Consider the following 22,762-nt stretch of genomic DNA (forward strand, 5'->3'; position numbering starts at 1 on the left):
CTTACATACGACAGACTTTCTCTTTATGAGAAAGTCTTTTTTATTGTGTAAATAATGGCATCTTATTTTCAACTCCTCTTAATCATTTTCAAAACTAACCTCCAAAACTCACAACCATTTCATTTACCCATCACCCATAAAAACAAAACCCATCTAGTCAAAATAGTGCACCTTCTTCGTCAATTGAGTTCCCCTTATTGAGAAAGCGTTACCATTATAATAAAAGAAAGCGATTACACAGATAGGGTGGTGATACGGGTGGAACCAAAGATTCAGACTGGACCAGTAAGCCCAGATGTACAAATGAAGGCAGTGACGAAGAAAAAGTTCAAGTATAAGAGCTTGCTGACGTACGCTGCCTTTGTAGGACCGGCACTTTTATTTTTCTTAGTGATTCAGATTCTTCCGTTCTTGATGGGTGTGTATTATTCCTTCACCTCATGGAATGGTGTCAGCTCGGTTGTCGAGTGGGTTGGATTCGATAATTACAAGAAGATCTTCACGGATGATAAGACGTTTTTTAATTCATTCATGTTCACAACGAAGTTTATGTTTGCGGCCGTGATCATCAGTAACCTGATAGGATTTGGATTTGCCCTGTTACTGAATGCAGCGTTGAAGACGCGAAATATCCTGAGGACGGTATTCTTTATCCCCAATGTCATCGGGGGATTGTTACTCGGGTTCATCTGGCAGTTCATCTTTGTTAAAGGGTTCGCGTCACTTGGGAATATGACGGATATTGGATTCTTTAAAATGCCGTGGCTTGGTGATGAGAAGACGGCTTTCTGGGGGATTGTCATCGTATTTGCCTGGCAGATCAGCGGTTACATGATGGTCATATATGTAGCAGCACTGCAAGGGGTCGACAATTCACTCCTTGAAGCCGCAAAGATGGATGGGGCATCGAATTGGACCCTCCTCACAAAAATCATCATTCCTTTAATATTACCTGCATTCACAATTTGTTTCTTCCTGACGATTTCAATGGCATTCAAAATATTTGATCTTAACATCTCGCTGACAGGCGGTGGGCCATTCAACTCCACGCAATCTGTAGCGATCAATATCTATCAGGAAGCATTCCAGAATAATCGTTATGGTCTCGGGACAGCGAAATCGATTCTGTTCTTTGTGGTAGTGGCCGTGTTTACGACGGTTCAGGTAATGGTGACGAAGAAGAAGGAGGTTGAGGCATAATGGGAAATCGCTATACGAAAAAAACATTTGTATTAGAGATCATCGGGATTGTGATCGGGCTCATTTTCCTTATCCCTTTCTACTTCGTACTGGTCAACTCGGTGAAACCATTTGCTGCCATCTTGATTGATGCGGCAGCATGGCCGGAGGAATTTATGTTTTCCAACTATGCAAAAGTGTGGGAAGTCATCAATTTCCCACGAGCTTTCTGGAACTCCCTTGTCATTACTGTTTTCAGTAATATCGGTTTGGTGATCATCAGTTCAATGGCAGCATGGAAGATGGTTCGTACACCAGGAAAGTTCAGCAAGATCTTATTCGTGATCTTTGTTTCAGCCATGGTGATCCCGTTCCAGACGGTGATGATTCCCTTGATGAAGGTTGGGGGGACACTGGGACTGACCAATAGTATTCCCGGTCTCATTCTCATGTACTTTGGGTTCGGAGTGCCGCTGTCCCTGTTCTTATATCACGGATTTGTGAAAACCGTCCCGATCGAAATCGAGGAATCAGCGATGATAGACGGCTGCAGTCAGTTTGGCGTGTTTTGGAGAATCGTCTTCCCATTACTGAAGCCGATTACGGTGACTGTGATTATTTTGAACACCTTGTGGATCTGGAATGATTACCTGCTTCCCCTCCTTGTGTTACAGGATGCGGAACTGCGTACGATCCCACTCGCAGCCAGCTCGTTCTTTGCACAGTATACGAAGCAGTGGGATATGGGACTTGCAGCGTTGGTTCTCGGGATTACACCGATCATCATTTTCTTCCTGTTTTTACAGAAGCATATCATCAAAGGAATTGCGTCAGGTTCGATCAAGTAGATATAAAGTTTCTGTCGAGATGGTCTATCATTGATACAGAAATTTATATAAAATAATTTATATCAGGGAGGTCAATCCATTTATGAAGCGTATTTTATTACTATGTATGTCTTTGGTTTTAGTATTTGGAATCATTGCAGGTTGTTCTTCTAAAGACAAAACAAGCAGCTCAGGCGGGGATTCCGGTTCAGGTGATGATGTTGTAACATTGAATTTCTTCCAGTTCAAGGTTGAAATTGCCGATCAGCTGCAAGAAATGATCAAAGAATTCGAAGCGGAGCATCCGAACATTAAGATCAAGCTTGAAACCGTTGGTGGAGGTGCCGATTACGGTGCTGCCCTTAAAGCGAAATTCGCTTCAGGTGAAGAGCCGGATATTTTCAACAATGGTGGATTCAAAGAGTTAGAGCTATGGAAAGAGAAGCTTGCGGATCTTTCTGGTGAACCTTGGGTTGAGCATGTCCTTCCGATCGGGAAAGTTCCGATGACGGATGAAGACGGCAAGCTTTATGGTATGCCTGTTAACTTGGAAGGGTATGGGTTTGTTTACAACAAAGATTTATTCAAAAAAGCAGGCATCACTGAGCCTCCTAAAACGATTGATGAGTTGAAAGACGCTGCGAAGAAGCTCGAAGCGAAGAAAATCACTCCATTCTCAGCTGGATACGGCGAGTGGTGGGTAATCGGTCAGCATTTACTGAATATTCCTTTTGCACAACAGGAAGATCCGGATAAGTTCATCGCGGGACTTTATGACGGATCTGAGAAGATTGTAGGGAACGAGAAGTTCAAACAGTTTAAAGAAGTACTGGACACTGAGCTTAAATATGCCAACGATAATCCTTTAACGACGGATTATAATACACAGGTAACGTTGTTTGCTTCTGGTGAAACGGCGATGCTTCAACAAGGGAACTGGACTGAGAACATGATCACGGAGATCAACCCTGATATCAACATGGGCTTCCTTCCGATTCCGATCAGCAATGACGAGAATGCAGATCGCCTTCCTGTCGGTGTACCGAATAACTGGGTATTGAATAAGAACTCGAAGCACCTTGAAGAAGCGAAAACATTCTTGGAGTGGATGGTTTCATCTGAAACAGGTAAGCGTTATATCACAGAAGAATTTGCCTTCATTCCTGCATTTGATAATATCGAGCCGAATGGTCTTGGTGACCTTGGTCAATCCATCCTTGACTACTCTAAAGATGAGAAGACGATTCCTTGGACTTGGTTCAAATGGCCGGATGGAGCGAACAAAGAATTCGCTGCGACCATCCAGGAATATGCAGCCGGAAAAATTGATTATGATACTGTACTTGAGCGATTCCAACAAACGTGGGATAACCTGAAGTAAACAGAATAGTAGAAAGCATGTCTATTGAAGGCATGCTTTCTATTTTATAAGTTTAGTAGGAATATTTCGAAAAAATACTTCCAAGAGTGGGGAATAACACTTTATACTAGTGTATAAGTGAGACCTGGGAGGTCCGTCCCTCATGTTAAAGACAAGCATTCGGAATAAGTTGATTGCGCTGTTGATGATCACGACGATTGTGCCGTTTGGCAGTTCGATCATCATTACATATTTGTATACGAAGGATTCGATTGAGGAGCAGGTGGTGAAGGAAAGCAGTAATCTCCTTTATCAGGGGAAGGTGAACTTGGAGAGCTATATCAATGAGCTTAACGGGTTATCGCTGTCCCTCTATAATAATCCAGATTTCATCAATTTCATGAGGTCACCGGGTAAGGAGAATAACTACCTGACGATCGGCATCGTGAAGAATATTGTGCAAACGATTCTCTACACTGGGGACACAATCAATGGGGTTCGCATTTCCTTTGCCGACGGTGACCGGGTCATTTCGGCAACAAAGCGATCCACCGTTGTGTTCTCAAATAAAATAAAAGATTCACAGTGGGAATACTTCAGAAATGCAGAACGAAGCCCGTACAATATGTACATTGAACCAACCAATAGTCAGGAAGAGGAGAATATTAACCGGTCGAAGGATATCATTACGATTCACAGGGCGTTCCGGAATGTTCCCGGTGACGAGGTGCTGGCGTATATTTCCCTGGACATCTCTCCGGATAAAATCATTGATTTAAGCAGGAACCTCTATAACCCTGATTCTGAGGAATTCTACCTCCTGTCATCAGAAGGGGAAATGATCTATAGCTCGGATAGTGACGTATCGGATGGTGGAAACAATCAGAAATGGATCAGAAAGATCATGGAGTCAAAGGATGTTTCCGGGACACTTGAGTGGAAGGAAGATAGGTTCAACGGGGTGATGATGTACGATCAGCTTCCAGCTTCTTCGGGAGGATGGTTCCTCGTGAAAAGGGTATCTTATGCTAATCTGTATGAAAGTGCCTTTAGTGTGGCGAAGATCAATATCCTGTTCGGCGTTCTTGGCTTGACCCTCGTGGTGCTGGCGACTCTGTTTGTTTCCTTCAAAATTACATCTCCAATCCGGATATTGCTTTCAAATATCCAGGAGGTGGAAAAAGGGAATATGAAAGTACAGGCGAAATCATTCGGTTTTGATGAAATCGGGATCCTTGGGAATCGATTTCAACAGATGATCGAGCGGATCAATCATTTGATCAACAGGGAGTATAAGCTGGAACTTGAAAACAAAACGAATCAATTAAAGGTCCTGCAGTCGCAGATCAATCCCCATTTTCTTTATAATGCCCTGCAGTCCATCGGGACAATTGCGCTTAAGAACAGGGTCCCGCAAATATACTCCCTGATCACCCATTTATCTAAAATAATGAGATACGGAATGAATATGGAGGAGGATGTGGTCCCTTTAAGCAAAGAAATCAATTATACGAATGCGTATCTTCTTTTACAAAAGGAGCGGTTTGGCGAAAACCTGGAGTATAGTGTCGAGGTGGACGATAGGGTAAAGGGTGTTCTCGTTCCCAAAATGATCCTGCAGCCCCTCATAGAAAACTACTTCAAGCACGGGTTCGACATACGAGATGGAGTGGGGAGGATCCATCTGACCTGCTTTCAGGATGGGAAAGAATTGGTGATGGTCGTCCGGGATAATGGAGCTGGGGTAACGAAAGACAGGCTCGGAGAAATAGAAGAGCACTTCAAAGCAGATGCATGGAACAAAACCGGTGATGAAACCAATATAGGGCTGAAGAACGTGTATGTAAGGCTCAAACTTTACTATGACCATCAGGCGGCTCTGCTACTTGAGAATCATGAAGATGGAGGCTTTATGGTCACCATGAGGCTGCCACTCAGAATGGAAGGTGAGGCAAATGAAAGCAATCATCATTGACGACGAAAAGCATGTGCGTGAAGGGTTACTTTTGTTGGCAGAATGGGAAAAGCACGGTATCCATACCATCCTAGAGGCGGAAGATGGGGACGAAGCCATCGAATTGATCACAGAGCACAGGCCCGAGATCATCTTCACGGATATGCGGATGCCGAAGAGGGACGGCATCACCCTGTTAAAATGGCTTCATGCCTCTGATTTGACAAGCAAGACTATTGTTGTGAGCGGATATGATGACTTTGAGTATATGAGAAACGCAATCCATTATAAGAGCTTCGATTACATCCTGAAGCCGATTGAACCGGATGTACTGAATGACACGCTGGATAAAGCGGTGTTGGAATGGAATGAGCAGGCCCGGTCAAGAAGGACCCAAGTCGAGGAAAACAGAGTACTCAATGAGGCCAAGCCTCTATACTGGGATCGATTATTTTCCAGTCTTTGCGCGAAGGAGAGCATTACGGCTGAAATGGTGGATAAGGTTGAGAGGGAGTTCGGTGTTTCACTGCCGAAGCTTGAGAAAACGGTTGCGCTCCTGCCGATCAAGCCGATTGTCATGAAATCTTTTCAGGGAGACAGGGACCTCGCCTTTTTCACCCTCATCAATATTTGCAATGAGCTCTTACGAAAGCAAAATGATGGGGTATGCTTCCGGAACAGCCACAAAGAAGAGGAGCTTGTCATTCTCTTCTGGAATCATAAGCGTGTGACCTATCTGCTGGAGGAAATCTACTCATTAATCTATCAATATAGCAAGGTGTTTACGGTCCTCGCTCTCGGGAAGAAGTCAAAAAAGGTGAATGAAGCCTATGAATCCGCCCTTGAAGTATTTTCAAGGCATGCCCTCCTGGAGCAGAAGAAACTGGTCACACACCGGGATGTAAAGAGAGGGCACCTCCTTCATTTATTGGATTACTCCAATGAATTGAAATGGGCCATCCGTTCTGGAAGCAGGGAGCAGGTGCAGCACCAGCTGGAAGCGATCTTCGCTCAGTTAGAAAACAGGCATACCATCTCCATCGAGCAGATTAAGGGGTGGGAAGATCAATTTGAATTGTTGCGAAACAATTGGTTGAAGGAATATGAGATCAAGGGTCAGGAACCTTTCTACCGGGGAACGGATTATTGGAATGAAGACGGATCGTTTTCGTTCCGGAAGTTTAAAGAAGAAAAGACAAAAGAATTTATCGAACTTATCCAGACACTGACAAACGTTAAATATCAGAAGGAAAAAAACAATATGCAGCATATTGAAGAATATCTGCAGCAGCATTATCAGGAGGATATCAATCTTCAGGACATCGCCGACAGGTTCTTCTTAAGCAGGGAATACATCTCCCGTAAGTTTAAGCAGGATTATGGAGCGACCATCACGGATTATATCACCGGTATCAGAATGGAAAAGGCGAAAAAGCTCCTGGAAAACCCGTATTTGAAAATTTACGAAGTAGCCTACGGAGTAGGATACGGGAATGAGAAATATTTCAGTAAAGTGTTCAAGAAGCACACGGGTGTTACACCAAATGAATACCGTCATGCACAAATATAAACTTGGAGGTTTTACAATGATAAACGTAACCGTATGGAATGAAAATCGTCATGAACAAAAGAATCCGAAAGTGAGAGAAGTGTATCCTGAAGGAATTCATGGTGCCATCGCGTCTTTCCTCGGAGAAGCGTCCTGCAATGTGAAAACCGCTACATTGGATGAAGGTGATCACGGATTGACGGAAGAAGTGCTGGAAGGGACGGATGTATTGGTCTGGTGGGGGCATATCGCCCATGAAGAAGTGAAGGACGAGGTGGTCGAACGGGTGAAACAGCGGGTCCTCGACGGAATGGGCTTGATCGTCCTTCATTCAGGTCACTTCTCTAAGATTTTCAAAACCTTGATGGGGACATCCTGTGATTTGAAGTGGCGGGAAGCGGATGAAAAGGAACGCATCTGGATTGTGGACCCGGGCCATCCGATCACAGCCGGTTTAGGGGAATATTTCGAGCTTGAAAAAGAAGAAATGTATGGAGAGCATTTTGACATTCCGGCACCGGATCAGCTTGTGATGGTCAGCTGGTTCGAAGGTGGGGAAGTGTTCAGAAGCGGGTGTACGTATCAGCGCGGGAACGGAAAAGTATTTTACTTCCGTCCAGGACATGAAACCTATCCGACTTATTACAATGAAAATGTCCAACAGGTCATCGTCAATGCCGTGAAATGGGCAGCACCGGTGGATCATGCAAGACCTGTATATGGGAATGCAAAGCCGCTCGAAGAGATCAAAGGATCAAACTGAAAATAGAGGAGGAAAAATCATGAAAACATTGAAAATCGGGGTCATCGGCTGTGGAAGCATCGCTCAGCACCGCCACCTTCCGGAATACGCAAGTAATAAAAACGTTGAAGTAGTCGCCGTGTGTGACATCGTCGAAGAGCGGGCATGGAAACTCGCCGATGCAGTCGGAGCTAAAGCCTATACCAATTATAAAGAACTGCTGGCCAACGCTGATGTGCAAGCAGTGAGCGTATGTACACCGAACTACCTGCATGCACCGATTTCCATCGATGCCCTGAACGCAGGAAAGCATGTACTTTGTGAAAAGCCGATGGCGACTTCAAGTGAAGAAGCAGAAAGTATGATCGATGCTTCCGAAAAAAGCGGTAAAAAGCTGATGATCGCTCACAATCAGCGTTTTGTCCCTTCTCATCAAAAAGCGAAGCAGCTGATTGAAAACGGGGAAGTGGGCAAAATCTACAGCTTCCGTTCGGCATTCGGTCATGGCGGTCCTGAAGGCTGGAGCGCTGATGGCAAGGATAGCTGGTTCTTCAAAAAGGACGAAGCGTTCATCGGTGCCATGGGAGACCTTGGTGTTCATAAAACAGATCTTCTTCGTTACATCTTAGGGGAAGAATTTGCAGAAGTCGGCGCCTTTGTGGAAACAAGCGCAAAGGAAAATGCCGATGTGGATGATACGGCGGTATGCGTATTGAAAACGGAAAGCGGTACAGTCGGTACCCTTGCAGCAAGCTGGTCTTATGTGTCCAAAGAAGACAACTCCACCATTATATATGGAGAGAAAGCGATTCTCCGTTTAGAAGATGATCCGGTCAACTCCCTTGTCGTGCAATATGCCACGGGGGAAGTAGTGAAGTATGAGCTTGGGGGCATTCAAACGAATGACGAGGGAGGACAATCGAATTCCCGCGTGATCGATCAATTTGTACACAGCATCCTTCATGATGCAGAGCCTCCCGTACCGGGTGAGGAAGGAAAGAAATCACTTGAGGTTGTTTTGGCAGCACTTGAATCAAGTGAAACAAAACGAATTGTAAAGCTATAAAGGGGAATGCGAGCGATGACCAAACTTCGGATGGGAGTGATCGGCGTCGGGGGAATCGCCCAGACGCGTCACATCCCTACTTTTATTAAACTATCAGATTCAGTATCGATTGAAGCGATCAGTGATATCAATCCCGTCACGGCTCAAACCGTGGCAGAAACCTTTAACATCCCGCAGGTGTTCAGTGATTATCGGGACATGTTCGGGCACGTGGATGCGGTAACGATCTGTACTCCGAATAAATTTCATGCGGAAATCACGATTGCCGCCCTCGAAGCGGGTCTGCACGTGTTTTGTGAGAAACCCATGGCCATGACTCCTGAGGAATGTGAAAGAATGATTGGTGCCGCTGAAGAATCAGGGAAGGTTCTGGCCATCGCCTATCATTATCGTTTCATGAAGGACTCACGTGCGGCGAAGCGGGTGATCATGGAAGATGAAATCGGAGAACCGATGGTCGCCAGGGCAAGAGCGATCCGTCGCCGCAAAGTACCGGGCTGGGGAGTGTTTACCAATAAGGAGCTTCAAGGCGGAGGCAGCCTGATCGACTACGGATGTCACTTTCTCGATTTATCCCTGTGGCTTCTCGGAAATCCTACACCTGTCGAAGTGACGGGGACGACCTATAACAAACTTAGTAGAATGCCTGATCAAGTGAATCAATGGGGGGATTTCGATAAAGAGACCTTTGAAGTCGATGACCATGTGACGGCTTATATCAGATTCGATAACGGGGCATCCATGCTTTTTGAAACGTCATGGTCCGCAAACGTGAAGAGTGATGAAGAAAGCATGAGCATCTCAGGGGAAACAGGGGGAGTCGATTTATTCCCATTCCAGATGAACCAGATGAAGCACGGCATGCTTCTGAATAGTGATGCGGATTGGGTTCCCGGTGAAGACGATCCGAGTCTTCCCCAGGCACAGAACTTTATCAATAGCTGTCTTGGTTTAGAGGAATTGGTTGTAAAACCGGAGGAAGCCATGCAGGTGTCCCAAATCATAGATGCCATTTATAAAAGCAGTGAAACCGGACAAAGCATCCCATTGAAATAGGAGGAAGTATAAATGAAACTAGGCGTATTTACCGTATTATTTTCACAAAAAAACCTTGATGAAATGCTGGATTATGTAAAAGAAGCCGGACTTCACGCAGTGGAAATCGGTACGGGAGGATATCCCGGAAATGCCCACTGTGACCTGGACGCCCTTTTAGAAAGTGAAGAAAAGAGAAACGAGTACTTAGAGAAGGTAACGTCACGTGGACTTCAGATCAGTGCGTTCAGCTGTCACGGAAATCCGATTTCACCTGATGCTGTCTTTGCTGAAGAATCCCATGCTGCCCTGCAGAAAACGATCAAGCTAGCCGGATTGATGAATGTACCGGTGGTCAACTGCTTCTCCGGAACAGCTGGGGACCATGAAGGAGCCAAGCATCCAAACTGGCCGGTATCACCTTGGCCGAACGAGTACGGGGACATCCTGAAATGGCAGTGGGAAGAAAAGTTGATTCCGTATTGGAAAGAGATAGGGAAGCTAGCAGAGGATCATAATGTAAAAATCGGTCTCGAGCTCCACGGAGGGTTCCTTGTACATACTCCGCACACGTTATTGAAGCTTCGTGAAGAAACATGCGATGCAATCGGAGCCAATCTGGATCCAAGTCATCTTTGGTGGCAGGGGATCGATCCGGTTGCAGCGATCAAGATCCTTGGAAAAGAAAATGCGATCCACCATTTCCATGCGAAGGATACATACATCGACCAGGACAACGTCAACATGTACGGTCTGACAGATATGCAGCCATACGGCAGCATCCAGACAAGGGCGTGGTCCTTCCGTTCGGTTGGATGCGGGCACAGCTTGCAGGAGTGGTCGGATATGATGAGTGCCCTGCGCACATTCGGGTATGATTATGTCGTAAGCATCGAGCATGAAGATCCGATCATGTCGATTGAAGAAGGATTCGGCCGTGCCGTGAAGAACCTGAAGTCGATCTTGATTGAGGAACAGCCGTCGGATATGTGGTGGGTGTAGGTTTTTTGAAGGGAGAGGGTCCATTGGGGCTCTCTTTTTTTTTGAGAGTAAGTGTGGAGGTGCCTCGCGTTAACATTTATTGTAAATTGGCTGGATTATTTGCTGAAACGGCTGGATTTTCACAAATAATGGCCGGATCCATCGTGATTTCGGCTGGTTTCACGATAAAAACGGCCGGATTATTGTGAATTTCGACCGGATTAACCCCGGCCACTGTCTACATTGGGTTGGAGTGATTCCCAGGAATCCTGGAGAATCCACTATCCACCAACCACTTCAAAGGAACCTTCCCCTCCATGAATCCCGATGAACATATCCATCAATGATTTCGTCAGTTTCCCGCTTTCTTCTTTAGAAAGGGATGGCTTCAAAAATATGATCTGTACGGCATTTTTCGTCCCTTCCCCGACGGGTGTACGATCAGAGTCGACGAATGGACTTCCGAAAGGTCCGTCCCCGTCACAGGCGACGATGAGGTTTTCCAGGGAGTTTTCCCGGCCGTTGAGCCCTGTGTAGGTTTGTCCCGTTTCCCCCACTTTTAACTCGATGTGATTTCCCTTGAGCCCCGAACAGTCGTAGATGCCGATCGGCACTTCGTATTGAAGGGAGAAGAAGTTATTGAGATCGATGGCAGAGTTGATGGTAGTCAGATAGTTTTGTTTTTTGACACGGCGGAAAAGGGCCTCGGCTGAATGACGGTACCGGTTCGGATCTTTTCCAGTCCTCTTGAAGATTTCCCTCCAGGCGGCAATCCCTTCCAGTTCAGTGACACTCTTATCATGAAGGTCAAAGAAGATCGATTCCTGAAACAGTTGAAGTCTGCCCTTCAGCATTTGAGGGGAAGAGCCGACTTCGATATGATGGTATTGAATGAATCCGACTTTGAAATCGGGGATTTTACTCGTAATGGATGAATCTATTGTGATTTCCACTTATTTTCCCTCCACATTTGTTTTAAAATAGTTTATCATAATACACATTGCTATTTCACGAATGCTTATTTAAATAAATTCAGAAAGGAGGCAGGGGCAGTGGATATAAATCAATTAAAACAGGATATCATTGCGTACAGTAAAGAGATTGGAATAGATAAGATCGGGTTTACCACCGCCGATACGTTCTCTGAAATGAAGAACCGGCTCCTTCGTCAGGAGATGCTCGGGTATCAATCCGGATTCGAGGAGAAGGATATTGAGAAGCGGGTCGATCCTTCCTTGATATTTGATCAACCGAAATCGATCATCGCGATTGCCCTTGCTTATCCTTCCAAGATGAAAGATGCGCCTCAAAGCAAGCGTGGAGAGAGACGGGGGATTTTCTGCAGGGCATCATGGGGGACGGATTATCACCATGTGCTCAGGGATCGTCTTTCAAAGCTTGAAGAGTATATTGTCTCCAGAGTCCCACAGGCGCGTTTCAAATCCATGGTGGACACGGGGGAACTTGTGGACCGGGCCGTGGCGGAGCGTGCAGGGATTGGCTGGAGCGGGAAAAATTGTTCCATCATCACACCCGAATTCGGATCATATGTCTATTTAGGGGAAATGGTGACGAACCTTCCTTTTGCACCCGATACACCCATGGAGGACCAATGCGGGACATGCAATAAATGTGTGGACGTTTGCCCGACGGGGGCCCTCATTGAAGGCGGGCAGCTGGATTCCCAGAAATGCATTGCGTTCTTAACCCAAACGAAGGGGTTTCTTGCGGATGAGTACCGGGTGAAGCTCGGAAATCGCCTGTACGGTTGTGACACCTGTCAAACCGTTTGTCCGGAAAATAAAGGGATGGACTTCCATTTTCATGAAGAGATGGAGCCGGATCCTGAAATCGCGAAGCCGCTCTTAAAGCCGCTATTAACCATCAGTAACCGTGAGTTCAAGGAGAAATACGGTCATGTATCAGGTTCTTGGAGAGGGAAGAAGCCCATTCAGCGAAATGCGATCATTGCCCTCGCTCACTTTAAAGATGATACGGCCGTAGATGACCTTATCCATGTGATGGGAAAAGATGTGAGGCCCGTCATGCGGGGAACCTCCGCATGGGCCCTGGGGAAAATCGGAGGAGAAACAGCGGAAAAAGCTCTACTCCAGCAGCAAGCGGTTGAAACCGATGAAGAAGTCATGGATGAAATACAAAAAGGGCTTAACTTAATACGCCACAAAGGATAAACTCATCATTTCTCTCCGAGTTTATCCTTTTTTGTTTTGAACGGTTTGAGTGGAGCATATCAATTAGTGAGGAGGGAAGACGATGATTCGAAAGCTGTTAATGGAAAAAGTCCATCATGTAATCGAAGAATATACTTCTCGCAGTCAATCAGATTACGAGAGTGACAAAGTGAGAAGGAAAAAAGCATCTTGCGAGGAGCGCCACGCAGAAATCGTGAAGGTGGATGCAACCGGAAAGGTCCTCCGCATTACCCAAGAAAGCAACGAGACTCAAACCATTTTATATGATGTTCATTATAAATATCTCATCAAACAGGGGGCCCTGCTCTATTTGGAAGAGGAAGTGGAGAATCGAAGGGCGGTCTTCTACAATGATAAAATGTATGAAGATGGAGAAATCCAGATTCAACGTGAGGAGAGCGTGGAAGAAGAGGTGAGCGTCACTCATGAAGAAGGAGAAAGAGTGACGTACCGGTATGACCGACTCAGTGCCGTTCAATATGCAGAGCGGTGGTGGAACAGCTATAACCCGGCATTCAAGAAGTTCGAAAATGATTGCACGAATTATATTTCGCAATGCCTTCATGCAGGGGATGCTCCCATGCGTGGATATCCCACCAAGGGGAAGGGCTGGTGGATGCGGAATCAGAACTGGAGTTACAGCTGGACGGTGGCGAATTCCTTGAGATGGTATATCCCTAATTCGACGATCGGTCTTCGCGGGAGGCTGGTGGATGATCCAAAAGAATTGAAGCTTGGGGACGTGATCTGCTACGACTTTGAAGGGGATGGACGTTTTGATCATACGACCATTGTCACGGGGAAGGATGCAGCGGGAGATCCCCTCGTGAATGCCCATACCTTCAATAGCCGGATGAGATATTGGAAATACGAGGATTCCACTGCCTATACACCTAATATGAAATATCGTTTTTTTACGATCGTAGATGACCGTTAAGTCTTGTTCTATGGGGGAGAAATGGTATAATGTCACTTAGAGTTTTATGAATGAGGTGACATTGACATGGGAGTACATGTTGTATTATATCAACCAGAAATCCCTGCGAATACAGGGAATATTGCAAGAACGTGTGCAGCAACGGACACAACCCTGCACTTGATCCGTCCCCTCGGATTCTCGACGGACGATAAAATGTTAAAGCGGGCCGGCCTTGATTACTGGCAGTTTGTAAACATTGTCTACTATGATTCCATCGAAGAGTTCTTCGAGAAAAACGATGGCGGTGAATTTTTCTATTTAACAAAGTACGGGAAAATCCCTCACACGAACTTTAACTATAGTGTGGAAGACAAAGAATACTTCTTTATTTTCGGCAGGGAAACATCCGGACTTCCTGATGACATCATCCAGAATAACCTGGACCGGGCCCTCCGCATCCCGATGAATGAAAACGTCCGCTCCTTGAACCTTTCCAACACAGCGGCGATTCTCATCTATGAAGCATTGAGACAGCGGAATTATCCGGGTCTATTATAAAAAGCAGGAATGAAAATCAAATGATTTTCATTCCTTTTTTTATTTAGCTTATACTAAGAGGATAATGAGAAGGGAGAGACTACATAATGAATGAAACCATCGAAACCATCCTGAAACATCGATCCATCCGTGAATTTAAAAATGAAGCATTGACCGGGGAACAGATCCGTACCATTGTCTCCAGTGCACAAGCTGCGAGTACATCAAGTTATATACAGGCGTATTCGATCATTGGCGTGAAGGATCCCGTGAAAAAGAAGAAGCTTGCTGAACTTGCCGGGAATCAAGGTTATGTCGAAGCAAACGGCCATTTCTTCGTATTCTGTGCTGATTTATTCCGTCATGAAAAAATCGGGGATTGGGAAGAAGCAGACGTCATTCCTTCTTTAGAGAGCACGGAAAAATTCATGGTGGCCCTCATTGACGCTTCCCTGGCAGCCCAGAATGCAGCCATTGCAGCTGAATCAATGGGACTTGGGATCTGCTACATCGGCGGGATCAGAAATGATCTGGAGTCAGTAAGTGAACTGCTGGGACTGCCGGAGCGGGTCATCCCTTTATTCGGACTCGCTGTCGGTATCCCGGAACATCATTCGGATGTGAAGCCGAGGCTGCCGTTGGAATCGGTTTATCATGAGGATTCATACAATGTGGATGAGACCTCCATAAAGGAAGGGCTCGACCGCTACGATGAAACAATTTCAGCCTATTATCATGCCCGGACTGCAGGGAAACGATCGGATCGCTGGACCGCGCAAATGGCAAAGATGCTGTCTGGTAAGAAGCGGATGTACATGAAGGAATTCCTGGAGAAGAAAGGCTTTAATAAGAGATGAGAGGTTCAACCGGAGAAATGAAAAAGAACTGGCCATATGGTCAGTTCTTTTTCAGGTTTTTCATTAATTAGTTTGAACCCGGTTTATCATTATATCCAGCAGTGAAAATCGCTACTAAGAATGTTAGAGATACACTTACGATGATTACAGTACCCATGTTTTTGCAACCTCCCAGTTTACTTGTTCCACAGTCTGTCTTTAGTATAGCCTATTTTTAAATTGATGTGAATGAAAGTTGGATTTTTTTTGCTGTTTTGTGAAAGATTGAAGGTCGAAAGAGAAAGCGGTTCATAATTATGCCCTATTCCAATGAATGAAGCGAATATCGACCGTTTGTCTATAATTAAAATATCTTATTAACATGTTCGGGTGAACAAGCGCATAGAGTATATTAATCGTCTCTCATTAAGCGACAGGGGGAGGTCCTTATGGATATTTTAAAAAGAATTGAACATTACCGAGAAGAAGAAGAGAAACTGAAATGGGAAGGGACGTTTGCTCAGTATTTAGACCTGCTGAAAGAGAAGCCTTGGATCGGGCAGTCTGCTCATTCAAGAGTCTTTAATATGATTAAAGATGCCGGTGTCGAGGAGGTCGAGGGGAAACGAAAGTATAAATTCTTCAGCAATCAATTATTTGGCTTAGAAGAGGCGCTGGAAAGACTCGTTGAAGAATACTTTCATCCTGCTGCGAAACGATTAGACGTGAGAAAGAGGATCTTATTATTGATGGGTCCTGTAAGTGGAGGGAAATCGACACTCGTTTCCATGTTGAAACGGGGACTGGAGCAATATTCACGGACTGAAAGAGGAGGAGTATTCTCCATTAAAGGCTGTCCGATGCATGAAGACCCGCTGCATTTGATCCCTCAGCATTTACGTGAAGATTTCTATGAAGAGTATGGAATCCGAATTGAAGGAAATCTCTCTCCGTTGAATACAATGCGTCTGGAGAAAGAATACCAGGGCCGCATTGAAGACGTCCAAGTGGAAAGAGTCTTCTTCTCTGAAGATAAACGTGTTGGAATTGGTACATTCAGTCCGTCTGATCCAAAGTCACAGGATATCGCCGATTTAACAGGAAGCATCGATTTCTCGACGATTGCAGAATTCGGTTCAGAATCCGATCCGCGTGCCTACCGGTTCGATGGGGAATTAAATAAAGCGAACCGTGGTTTGATGGAATTTCAGGAAATGCTTAAATGTGATGAAAAGTTCTTATGGCACTTATTATCTCTTACCCAGGAAGGGAACTTCAAAGCAGGACGGTTTGCCCTGATTTCTGCCGACGAGCTGATTGTGGCTCACACGAATGAAACCGAGTACCGGTCCTTCATTTCGAATAAAAAGAATGAAGCCCTGCATTCACGTATCATCGTCATGCCGGTCCCGTATAATTTGAAGGTCACCCAGGAAGAGAAGATATATGAAAAAATGATCAACGAAAGCGATGTTTCGAACGTCCATGTGGCTCCTCATACATTAAGGGTCGCAGCGATGTTCACGATCCTCACACGACTCAAGGAACCGAAGCGCGGTGACATCGATTTGATCAAAAAGATGCGCCTGTATGATGGAGAAAATGTAGAAGGCTTCAATTCTGCCGATGTGGATGAAATGAAGAAGGAATACCAGGATGAAGGAATGAGCGGTATCGATCCGCGTTATGTGATTAACCGTATCTCTTCTACCATCATTCGAAAAGAAGTACCGACCATTAACGCGTTGGATGTCCTTCGTGCTTTGAAGGAAGGTCTGGACCAACATCCATCGATCACCAATGAGCTTCGGGAAAAATATTTAAACTTTATCTCCCTTGCCCGGAAAGAGTATGATGATATCGCCAAGAAAGAAGTGCAGAAAGCCTTTGTGTACTCGTATGAAGAGTCTGCGAAAACGCTTATGGATAACTATCTTGATAATGTTGAAGCCTACTGCAACAAAGCAAAGCTTCATGATCCGTTAACGGGTGAAGAGATCAATCCGGATGAAAAGCTGATGCGTTCCATCGAGGAGCAGATCGGAATCTCTGAAAATGCGAAGAAGGCATTCCGTGAAGAAATCCTGATCCGTATCTCAGCTTATGCCCGTAAAGGGAAGCGATTCGACTACAATTCACATGATCGCCTGAGAGAAGCCATTCAGAAGAAGCTATTCGCTGACTTGAAGGATGTTGTAAAGATCACGACATCATCCAAAACGCCAGATGAACAGCAACTGAAGAAGGTCAATGAAGTGGTTGCCCGCCTCATCGACGAACATGGCTACAACTCAACATCCGCCAACGAATTACTGCGCTATGTAGGCAGTCTGTTAAACCGTTAATAGAAGAACGATCGGGAGGTGCTTTGCATCTCCCGATTTTTTCTGGATTGTTTAAATCTCTCATCTAAAGGGAAAAGTAATATCCAAGAGGTGAAGAGATATGAGTAAAAGCAAACACGAATTAGATAAAAATTATGAACCGGAAAACGGCTCAATGGCGCATGATATGAAAGAGATGGAGCAATTGGGGAAACAGATGGATAAGCTCAGGACGAATGAAGAATTGAAAGAGGATAAAAAGCAGCCCGATCCTGTTCAGTATAAAGAGAAAGACAAGGAATAGTTGACAGAAAACTCTGAATACCATAATCTATAAATAGAGAGCCGGACCCATTATCAAATGAAGGTGGGTTGATAGGATGTCGTTTACACCGAAATCCCGGGAAGAAGCGGAACCTCTCAATGGTAGCATGGCCTCCAATATGGAGGAAGTCATTAAACTGGGAAAGCAAATGGAGAAATTACGTTCCAGTGGCGAATTAAAGTTGCACAATCGAGTTTCAGACCCGGCTCAATATGAAGAGGAAGCTTAATCAGGTGATTTGTGCCTGATTATTTTTTTTTGAATCCGATCAATCCGGGACAGGCATTACAACCTGTCAGAAAAATAGGCTCGTCCTATCAGAAAAGAACGGTTAATTGTCGAAATTATTTGTAAATTTATCAATACTTCTGCATAGGATAGAGTAATCCCCGTTTCACTTCATGGGATACGTGCAGTTTAGACAGTCAACATAGTGTATGCAGGAAAATGAAAAAATGTGAAAAAAATTAAGGAGGGGAATAATTTGAGTCAAATGGATAATCATCAGTTTGTCATTTCCAAGGAAGATTGGGCCCTCCACCGCAAAGGTCACGATGATCAGCAGAGACATCAAGAGAAAGTACAGGATGCCATCCGCAATAATTTACCAGACTTGATCACAGAAGAAAACATTGTCATGTCCAATGGCCGAGACGTCGTCAAAATCCCGATTCGTTCGTTAGATGAATATAAAATCCGTTACAACTATGATAAGAATAAACACGTCGGGCAGGGAGACGGTGAAAGTCAGGTAGGGGACGTCATTGCAAGGGACGGCTCACAACAGCAGCAGGGTCCAGGAAAAGGTCAAGGGGCCGGGGACAAAGCCGGTGAAGATTATTATGAAGCAGAAGTATCGATGCTTGAAATTGAAGAAGCCTTATTCAGCCAATTGGAGCTTCCGAATCTGAAGAAGAAAGAGCAGGATGTCCAAACCGTCGAGCATATTGAATTCAATGATATCCGTAAAACCGGCCTAATGGGGAATATAGATAAAAAGAAGACGATGATGTCTGCCTTCAAACGAAATGCCATGAAAGGAGCACCAAGCTTTCATCCGATCTTTACAGAGGATCTGAAATTCAGGACGTGGAACGAAGTATTAAAGCCGGAATCCAAAGCCGTTGTCCTCGCCATGATGGATACGAGCGGCAGTATGGGAGTGTGGGAGAAGTATATGGCAAGAAGCTTCTTCTTCTGGATGACCCGATTCCTGCGCACGAAATATGAAACCGTGGAAATCGAATTCATCGCGCATCATACCGAAGCCAAGGTGGTGTCAGAAGAGCACTTCTTCTCGAAAGGGGAAAGCGGGGGGACGATTTGTTCATCAGCCTATCGAAAAGCCCTTGAGCTCATCGATGGAAAGTATTCTCCAAGCCGTTACAATATTTATCCTTTCCATTTCTCCGACGGGGATAACCTGACGAGTGATAATGTGAGGTGCGTCAAGCTTGTCGAAGAATTAATGAAAGTGTCCAGCATGTTCGGATATGGGGAAGTGAATCAGTATAATCGTCACTCCACATTAATGTCAGCCTATAAAAATATTAAAAACGACGATTTCCGCTACTACATCCTTAAACAAAAAGCCGATGTATTCCATGCCATGAAGAGTTTCTTCCACAAGGAGCAGGAAAAGGCATTCGCGTGAGAAAAACCAGCCGACGAGGCTGGTTTTTCATTGTCATCTATTTATCTCGCTACATATGAAATCATTAGGTTATTCTGTTTCTAAAGTGCTAAAATAGAGAAAGGTACTTTAAAAACATTCTATAAGCGGTGAGGGTTGTCATGACAAGTGAAAGTCAAGAAGTTCAACGATTAAAGCAAGAGGTTAAAGAATTGAAAGAAAAGCTGGCACAATCCGAAGAGCTTATCAAGGATATCTCAGCACCCATCATCCCGTCCATCATCCCTGAAACGATTCTGATTCCCATAACGGGGAGGCTCAGTCCTGAACGCTTTGAGATGATCATTTCAAAGATATTGGACTTCTCATATGGAGGCGATATCAATACCATCATTGTAGACTTCTCAGCGATTTCAGAAAAAGAAATCGGAGAGATCGACATCTTCGGCACCTATATCCACAATATGGCCAATGCCATCGGGTTAATGGGGATCGAAACCCTATTCGTCGGTTTCACTCCTGCTCTTACGCAAGTAATGATTAATTCAGGAGTGAGGGAGCTTCAGGGGATCAAAACCTTCCTGACATTCCGGACAGCACTGCAGTATTTGATGAGGGAAAAAGACATGGAATTCCAAAAAGCCAACCAATAAGGTTGGCTTTTGTACTGAGTGCCATCATGTCAGATTCTTCTTTGGGGAGACAATCTCCACGCCATCTCGTTTCCCTACAATCATCAGGTCGGTCAAGTCAATGAAAAGACCTGTTTCCACGACACCTAATAATTGTTTTAATTGGGAGTGAAGGGAGGCAGGGTCATCGATGCCTGTGAAATGACAATCCACGATATAGTTTCCGTTATCGGATATAAATCGTTCATCATTTCTTTTTCTTAGAACAGGCGTGCACCCTAATTCAGCGAGTGATTGGCATGTCACTTCCCATCCGAAGGGTGTGATCTCAACAGGGAGCGGGAAGGAGCCAAGCTTTGAGACCAATTTGGACTCGTCCACGACAACGATAAACTTGCGGGTGAACGTATCAATAAACTTCTCCCTCACCAATGCTCCACCTCCCCCTTTTATTAAGTGGAACATGGCATCCACTTCATCAGCGCCATCAATCGAAAGGTCCAACATGTTCACCTCAGAGAAAGTGGTTAAAGGAATACCGGCTTTTTTTGCCAGGCGCTCTGTTTCCACTGAAGAGGGGATTGCCTTGATCTGTAATCCTTGAGAGACGAGTTCCCCTAATTTTTGAATCGTCCAATAAACGGTTGACCCGGTTCCCAGACCGATCGTCATTCCGTCTTGTATATATTCGGCTGCTTTTTCACCGGCCAATTTCTTTTCCAGGCTGTCCACTGCATGGCCCCTTTCCAACGTAATGATCGTTTTACTTAGCATTTTATACTAGAATAAACATGAATGAAAGAAGGAGAGATCATATGATTAGATTCGGAATCATCGGAACCAACTGGATCACCGATCGTTTTATTCAAGCGGCAGAAAAAGTGGATGACTTTCAATTACAGGCTGTTTACTCAAGGACCGAAGAGAGGGCAAGGGCATTCGCTGAAAGACATGGGATCGGGGACTGGTTCACGGATATAGAAGATATGGCGAGTAAAGATCATATCGATGCAGTCTACATAGCCAGCCCAAATTCCTTTCACTGCAGTCAGGCCATCACTTTTTTAAATAAAGGCATTCACGTATTATGTGAGAAGCCGTTAGCTTCAAATGAAAGGGAAGTTCAAGAGATGATTGCAACTGCAAAGGAGAACGATGCCTTACTCATGGAAGCGGTCAGGACCACTTTTCTGCCCAATTTTCATTTGCTTAGAGAGAAGCTGCACACCATCGGGACCATTCGGAAAGTCAATGTCAGCTGCTGTAAATATTCTTCACGATACGACGCGTATAAAGATGGGACAGTGCTGAATGCATTCAATCCTGCTTTTTCCAATGGTGCCCTGATGGACTTGGGTGTTTACTGCATCTATCCCATGGTTGTTCTATTCGGAGAGCCGAAGGAAATAAAGGCAACTGGCACCATGCTGGATTCAGGTGTCGATGGATCAGGCACAATCATCATGAAATACGATGAAATGGAAGTGGTGTCTACTTTCTCGAAGATTTCGAATACACACATCCCGACTGAAATCCAAGGAGAGGAAGGAACGGTCACCATCGATCAAATAGGTGAATTCAGTACACTGACGTTTTATTATCATAATGGGGAAAAATGTGTTTATACTCAAAAAGAGGACTTTCCATACATGTATTACGAAATAAATGAGTTTGTTTCCATCATCAAAGCAGGCGGGGAATACGAATCGGTCATTAATTCTTACCAGCATTCTTTAATCAGCTCCAGGGTGATGGATAACGCCAGAAAGCAGATCGGATTGATTTTTCCGGCAGATCGGACTTGACGGTTCGGAAATGATGTTTTATTGAGTGTCTATGAAGGGAAGAGAGCCGATGAAAAAGATATTGAAATGGGCCGGGATTGTTCTTTTGGCAGTGATTGTAGTAGGTATTCTGGGATTCTACATCTGGTCAGAACAAACGTATTCAGCCACGGAGAAGTTGACGAAGACAGTCCATCTGGGGGATGACCCACTGATAGAAGTAAAAAATGACTGGCTTATTTTTGAAAGTGAAGATTCAAACGGGAAAGGCGTCATACTTTATCCCGGAGCAAAGGTGGAAGTGGAGGCTTATGGGTATATCGGTAAGTCTCTATCCGATAAGGGGTACACCGTCGTTATCCCAAAGATGCCATTTCACATCGCTTTTCTCGGCATGAATGAAGCTGAAAAGATCATCAGTGATTTCGATGAAAAGCTTGATTGGTTTCTGACCGGCCATTCATTGGGAGGGGTGGCAGCGGCATCGTATACCTATGATCATCAAGATGAAGTGAAAGGTGTCATATTCCTGGCCTCCTATCCAACCACTTCGGCTGATTTCTCTAAGAGCGATATGCCGGTCCTGAGCATCTACGCAGAGAACGATGGCCTTACCACAGGGGATGATATTGAAAAAAGTAAGAAGCTGCTGCCGTCTAAAGCGGCCTTCCATAAGATTGACGGAGGCAACCATGCAGGATTCGGAGTGTACGGTCCACAAAAGGGTGACAAGAAAGCGAGTATTTCCGTGTGGGAACAGCAGGATGAAATCATAAAGGTGATGGACGATTGGATGAAGGAGAACTAACCCTCTTAGTACCGCTTGAGTCGAACTCAAGCGGCCTTTTTGATTCCTGAATAAAGGA

The 22,762-nt window shown here is 44.9% G+C and carries 22 protein-coding genes and 1 pseudogene; 21 read left to right on the forward strand and 2 right to left on the reverse strand.

Features of this window, described 5'->3' with window-relative positions:
* The first annotated feature begins 303 nt into the window (after nt 1–303).
* The 9 genes from BVI01S_RS16455 to BVI01S_RS16495 all read left to right on the forward strand — a co-directional run bounded on the left by BVI01S_RS16455 (nt 304) and on the right by BVI01S_RS16495 (nt 10,714).
* The gene (locus BVI01S_RS16455) at nt 304–1,200 is read left to right on the forward strand and encodes a carbohydrate ABC transporter permease (RefSeq protein ID WP_257474862.1); all 897 of its coding nucleotides are present in this window, start codon (nt 304–306) and stop codon (nt 1,198–1,200) included.
* Nucleotides 1,200–2,027: a carbohydrate ABC transporter permease gene (locus BVI01S_RS16460; protein WP_034760337.1), complete on the forward strand. Its 828-nt coding sequence runs from the start codon at nt 1,200–1,202 to the stop codon at nt 2,025–2,027. Before BVI01S_RS16455 ends, BVI01S_RS16460 begins: the two co-directional genes overlap by 1 nt.
* 82 nt (nt 2,028–2,109) lie before the next feature.
* Nucleotides 2,110–3,387 carry an ABC transporter substrate-binding protein gene (locus BVI01S_RS16465; RefSeq protein ID WP_061810960.1) on the forward strand — a complete coding sequence of 426 codons (1,278 nt, stop codon included), beginning with the start codon at nt 2,110–2,112 and terminating at the stop codon, nt 3,385–3,387.
* A 142-nt stretch (nt 3,388–3,529) separates the two neighbouring features.
* The gene (locus BVI01S_RS16470) at nt 3,530–5,341 is read left to right on the forward strand and encodes a sensor histidine kinase (RefSeq protein ID WP_034760333.1); all 1,812 of its coding nucleotides are present in this window, start codon (nt 3,530–3,532) and stop codon (nt 5,339–5,341) included.
* Nucleotides 5,322–6,890: a response regulator transcription factor gene (locus tag BVI01S_RS16475; protein ID WP_034760330.1), complete on the forward strand. Its 1,569-nt coding sequence runs from the start codon at nt 5,322–5,324 to the stop codon at nt 6,888–6,890. Before BVI01S_RS16470 ends, BVI01S_RS16475 begins: the two co-directional genes overlap by 20 nt.
* Nucleotides 6,891–6,906: 16 nt before the next feature.
* Nucleotides 6,907–7,632: a ThuA domain-containing protein gene (locus BVI01S_RS16480; RefSeq protein WP_034760327.1), complete on the forward strand. Its 726-nt coding sequence runs from the start codon at nt 6,907–6,909 to the stop codon at nt 7,630–7,632.
* A 19-nt stretch (nt 7,633–7,651) separates the two neighbouring features.
* Nucleotides 7,652–8,677: a Gfo/Idh/MocA family protein gene (locus tag BVI01S_RS16485; protein ID WP_061810961.1), complete on the forward strand. Its 1,026-nt coding sequence runs from the start codon at nt 7,652–7,654 to the stop codon at nt 8,675–8,677.
* Between the two features lie 15 nt (nt 8,678–8,692).
* Nucleotides 8,693–9,733 carry a Gfo/Idh/MocA family protein gene (locus BVI01S_RS16490; protein WP_061810962.1) on the forward strand — a complete coding sequence of 347 codons (1,041 nt, stop codon included), beginning with the start codon at nt 8,693–8,695 and terminating at the stop codon, nt 9,731–9,733.
* 12 nt (nt 9,734–9,745) lie between these two features.
* On the forward strand, nt 9,746–10,714 hold the full coding sequence (locus BVI01S_RS16495) for a sugar phosphate isomerase/epimerase family protein (protein WP_034760320.1): 969 nt from the start codon (nt 9,746–9,748) through the stop codon (nt 10,712–10,714).
* Between the two features lie 260 nt (nt 10,715–10,974).
* Here the strand turns inward: BVI01S_RS16495 and BVI01S_RS16500 are convergent, their stop codons facing one another.
* On the reverse strand, nt 10,975–11,646 hold the full coding sequence (locus BVI01S_RS16500) for a B3/B4 domain-containing protein (protein ID WP_034760317.1): 672 nt from the start codon (nt 11,644–11,646) through the stop codon (nt 10,975–10,977).
* 99 nt (nt 11,647–11,745) lie between these two features.
* On the opposite strand from BVI01S_RS16500, the gene queG reads away from it, so the two are divergent.
* From queG to BVI01S_RS16540, 10 genes and pseudogenes are all read left to right on the forward strand, one after another.
* Nucleotides 11,746–12,885, forward strand: a complete 1,140-nt coding sequence (gene queG / locus BVI01S_RS16505) for a tRNA epoxyqueuosine(34) reductase QueG (RefSeq protein WP_061810963.1) — start codon at nt 11,746–11,748, stop codon at nt 12,883–12,885.
* Nucleotides 12,886–12,970: 85 nt separating this feature from the next.
* Nucleotides 12,971–13,843: an amidase domain-containing protein gene (locus tag BVI01S_RS16510; RefSeq protein ID WP_439951116.1), complete on the forward strand. Its 873-nt coding sequence runs from the start codon at nt 12,971–12,973 to the stop codon at nt 13,841–13,843.
* Nucleotides 13,844–13,848: 5 nt separating this feature from the next.
* Nucleotides 13,849–13,893 (forward strand): annotated as a pseudogene (locus BVI01S_RS23295) (hypothetical protein); the annotation flags it as partial.
* A gap of 16 nt (nt 13,894–13,909) precedes the next feature.
* Nucleotides 13,910–14,383, forward strand: a complete 474-nt coding sequence (trmL, locus tag BVI01S_RS16515; protein ID WP_061810965.1) for a tRNA (uridine(34)/cytosine(34)/5-carboxymethylaminomethyluridine(34)-2'-O)-methyltransferase TrmL — start codon at nt 13,910–13,912, stop codon at nt 14,381–14,383.
* A gap of 86 nt (nt 14,384–14,469) precedes the next feature.
* Complete coding sequence (gene nfsA / locus BVI01S_RS16520) at nt 14,470–15,219, forward strand: oxygen-insensitive NADPH nitroreductase (RefSeq protein ID WP_061810966.1); 750 nt, start codon at nt 14,470–14,472, stop codon at nt 15,217–15,219.
* Between the two features lie 428 nt (nt 15,220–15,647).
* The gene (locus BVI01S_RS16525; protein ID WP_034760298.1) at nt 15,648–17,543 is read left to right on the forward strand and encodes a PrkA family serine protein kinase; all 1,896 of its coding nucleotides are present in this window, start codon (nt 15,648–15,650) and stop codon (nt 17,541–17,543) included.
* A gap of 100 nt (nt 17,544–17,643) precedes the next feature.
* Nucleotides 17,644–17,826: a hypothetical protein gene (locus BVI01S_RS16530; RefSeq protein WP_034760295.1), complete on the forward strand. Its 183-nt coding sequence runs from the start codon at nt 17,644–17,646 to the stop codon at nt 17,824–17,826.
* Nucleotides 17,827–17,902: 76 nt separating this feature from the next.
* Complete coding sequence (locus tag BVI01S_RS22615) at nt 17,903–18,076, forward strand: hypothetical protein (protein WP_106298488.1); 174 nt, start codon at nt 17,903–17,905, stop codon at nt 18,074–18,076.
* Between the two features lie 264 nt (nt 18,077–18,340).
* Nucleotides 18,341–19,501, forward strand: a complete 1,161-nt coding sequence (gene yhbH, locus BVI01S_RS16535) for a sporulation protein YhbH (protein ID WP_411388018.1) — start codon at nt 18,341–18,343, stop codon at nt 19,499–19,501.
* Between the two features lie 140 nt (nt 19,502–19,641).
* Complete coding sequence (locus BVI01S_RS16540) at nt 19,642–20,133, forward strand: STAS domain-containing protein (protein WP_051758297.1); 492 nt, start codon at nt 19,642–19,644, stop codon at nt 20,131–20,133.
* A gap of 24 nt (nt 20,134–20,157) precedes the next feature.
* Here BVI01S_RS16540 and rpiA read toward each other — a convergent pair whose 3' ends face one another.
* Nucleotides 20,158–20,844: a ribose-5-phosphate isomerase RpiA gene (gene rpiA, locus BVI01S_RS16545; protein WP_034760287.1), complete on the reverse strand. Its 687-nt coding sequence runs from the start codon at nt 20,842–20,844 to the stop codon at nt 20,158–20,160.
* Between the two features lie 83 nt (nt 20,845–20,927).
* Here rpiA and BVI01S_RS16550 point away from each other — a divergent pair, with 83 nt between their 5' ends.
* A complete protein-coding gene (locus BVI01S_RS16550; RefSeq protein ID WP_061810968.1) occupies nt 20,928–21,917 on the forward strand; it encodes a Gfo/Idh/MocA family protein in 990 nt (329 codons plus the stop codon).
* 49 nt (nt 21,918–21,966) lie between these two features.
* Nucleotides 21,967–22,704, forward strand: coding sequence for an alpha/beta hydrolase (locus BVI01S_RS16555; protein WP_061810969.1), 738 nt, complete (start codon nt 21,967–21,969; stop codon nt 22,702–22,704).
* The last annotated feature ends 58 nt before the right edge of the window (nt 22,705–22,762 follow it).

Source organism: Rossellomorea vietnamensis NBRC 101237 (assembly GCF_001591825.1).
GTDB classification, from domain to species: Bacteria; Bacillota; Bacilli; order Bacillales; family Bacillaceae_B; genus Rossellomorea; species Rossellomorea vietnamensis.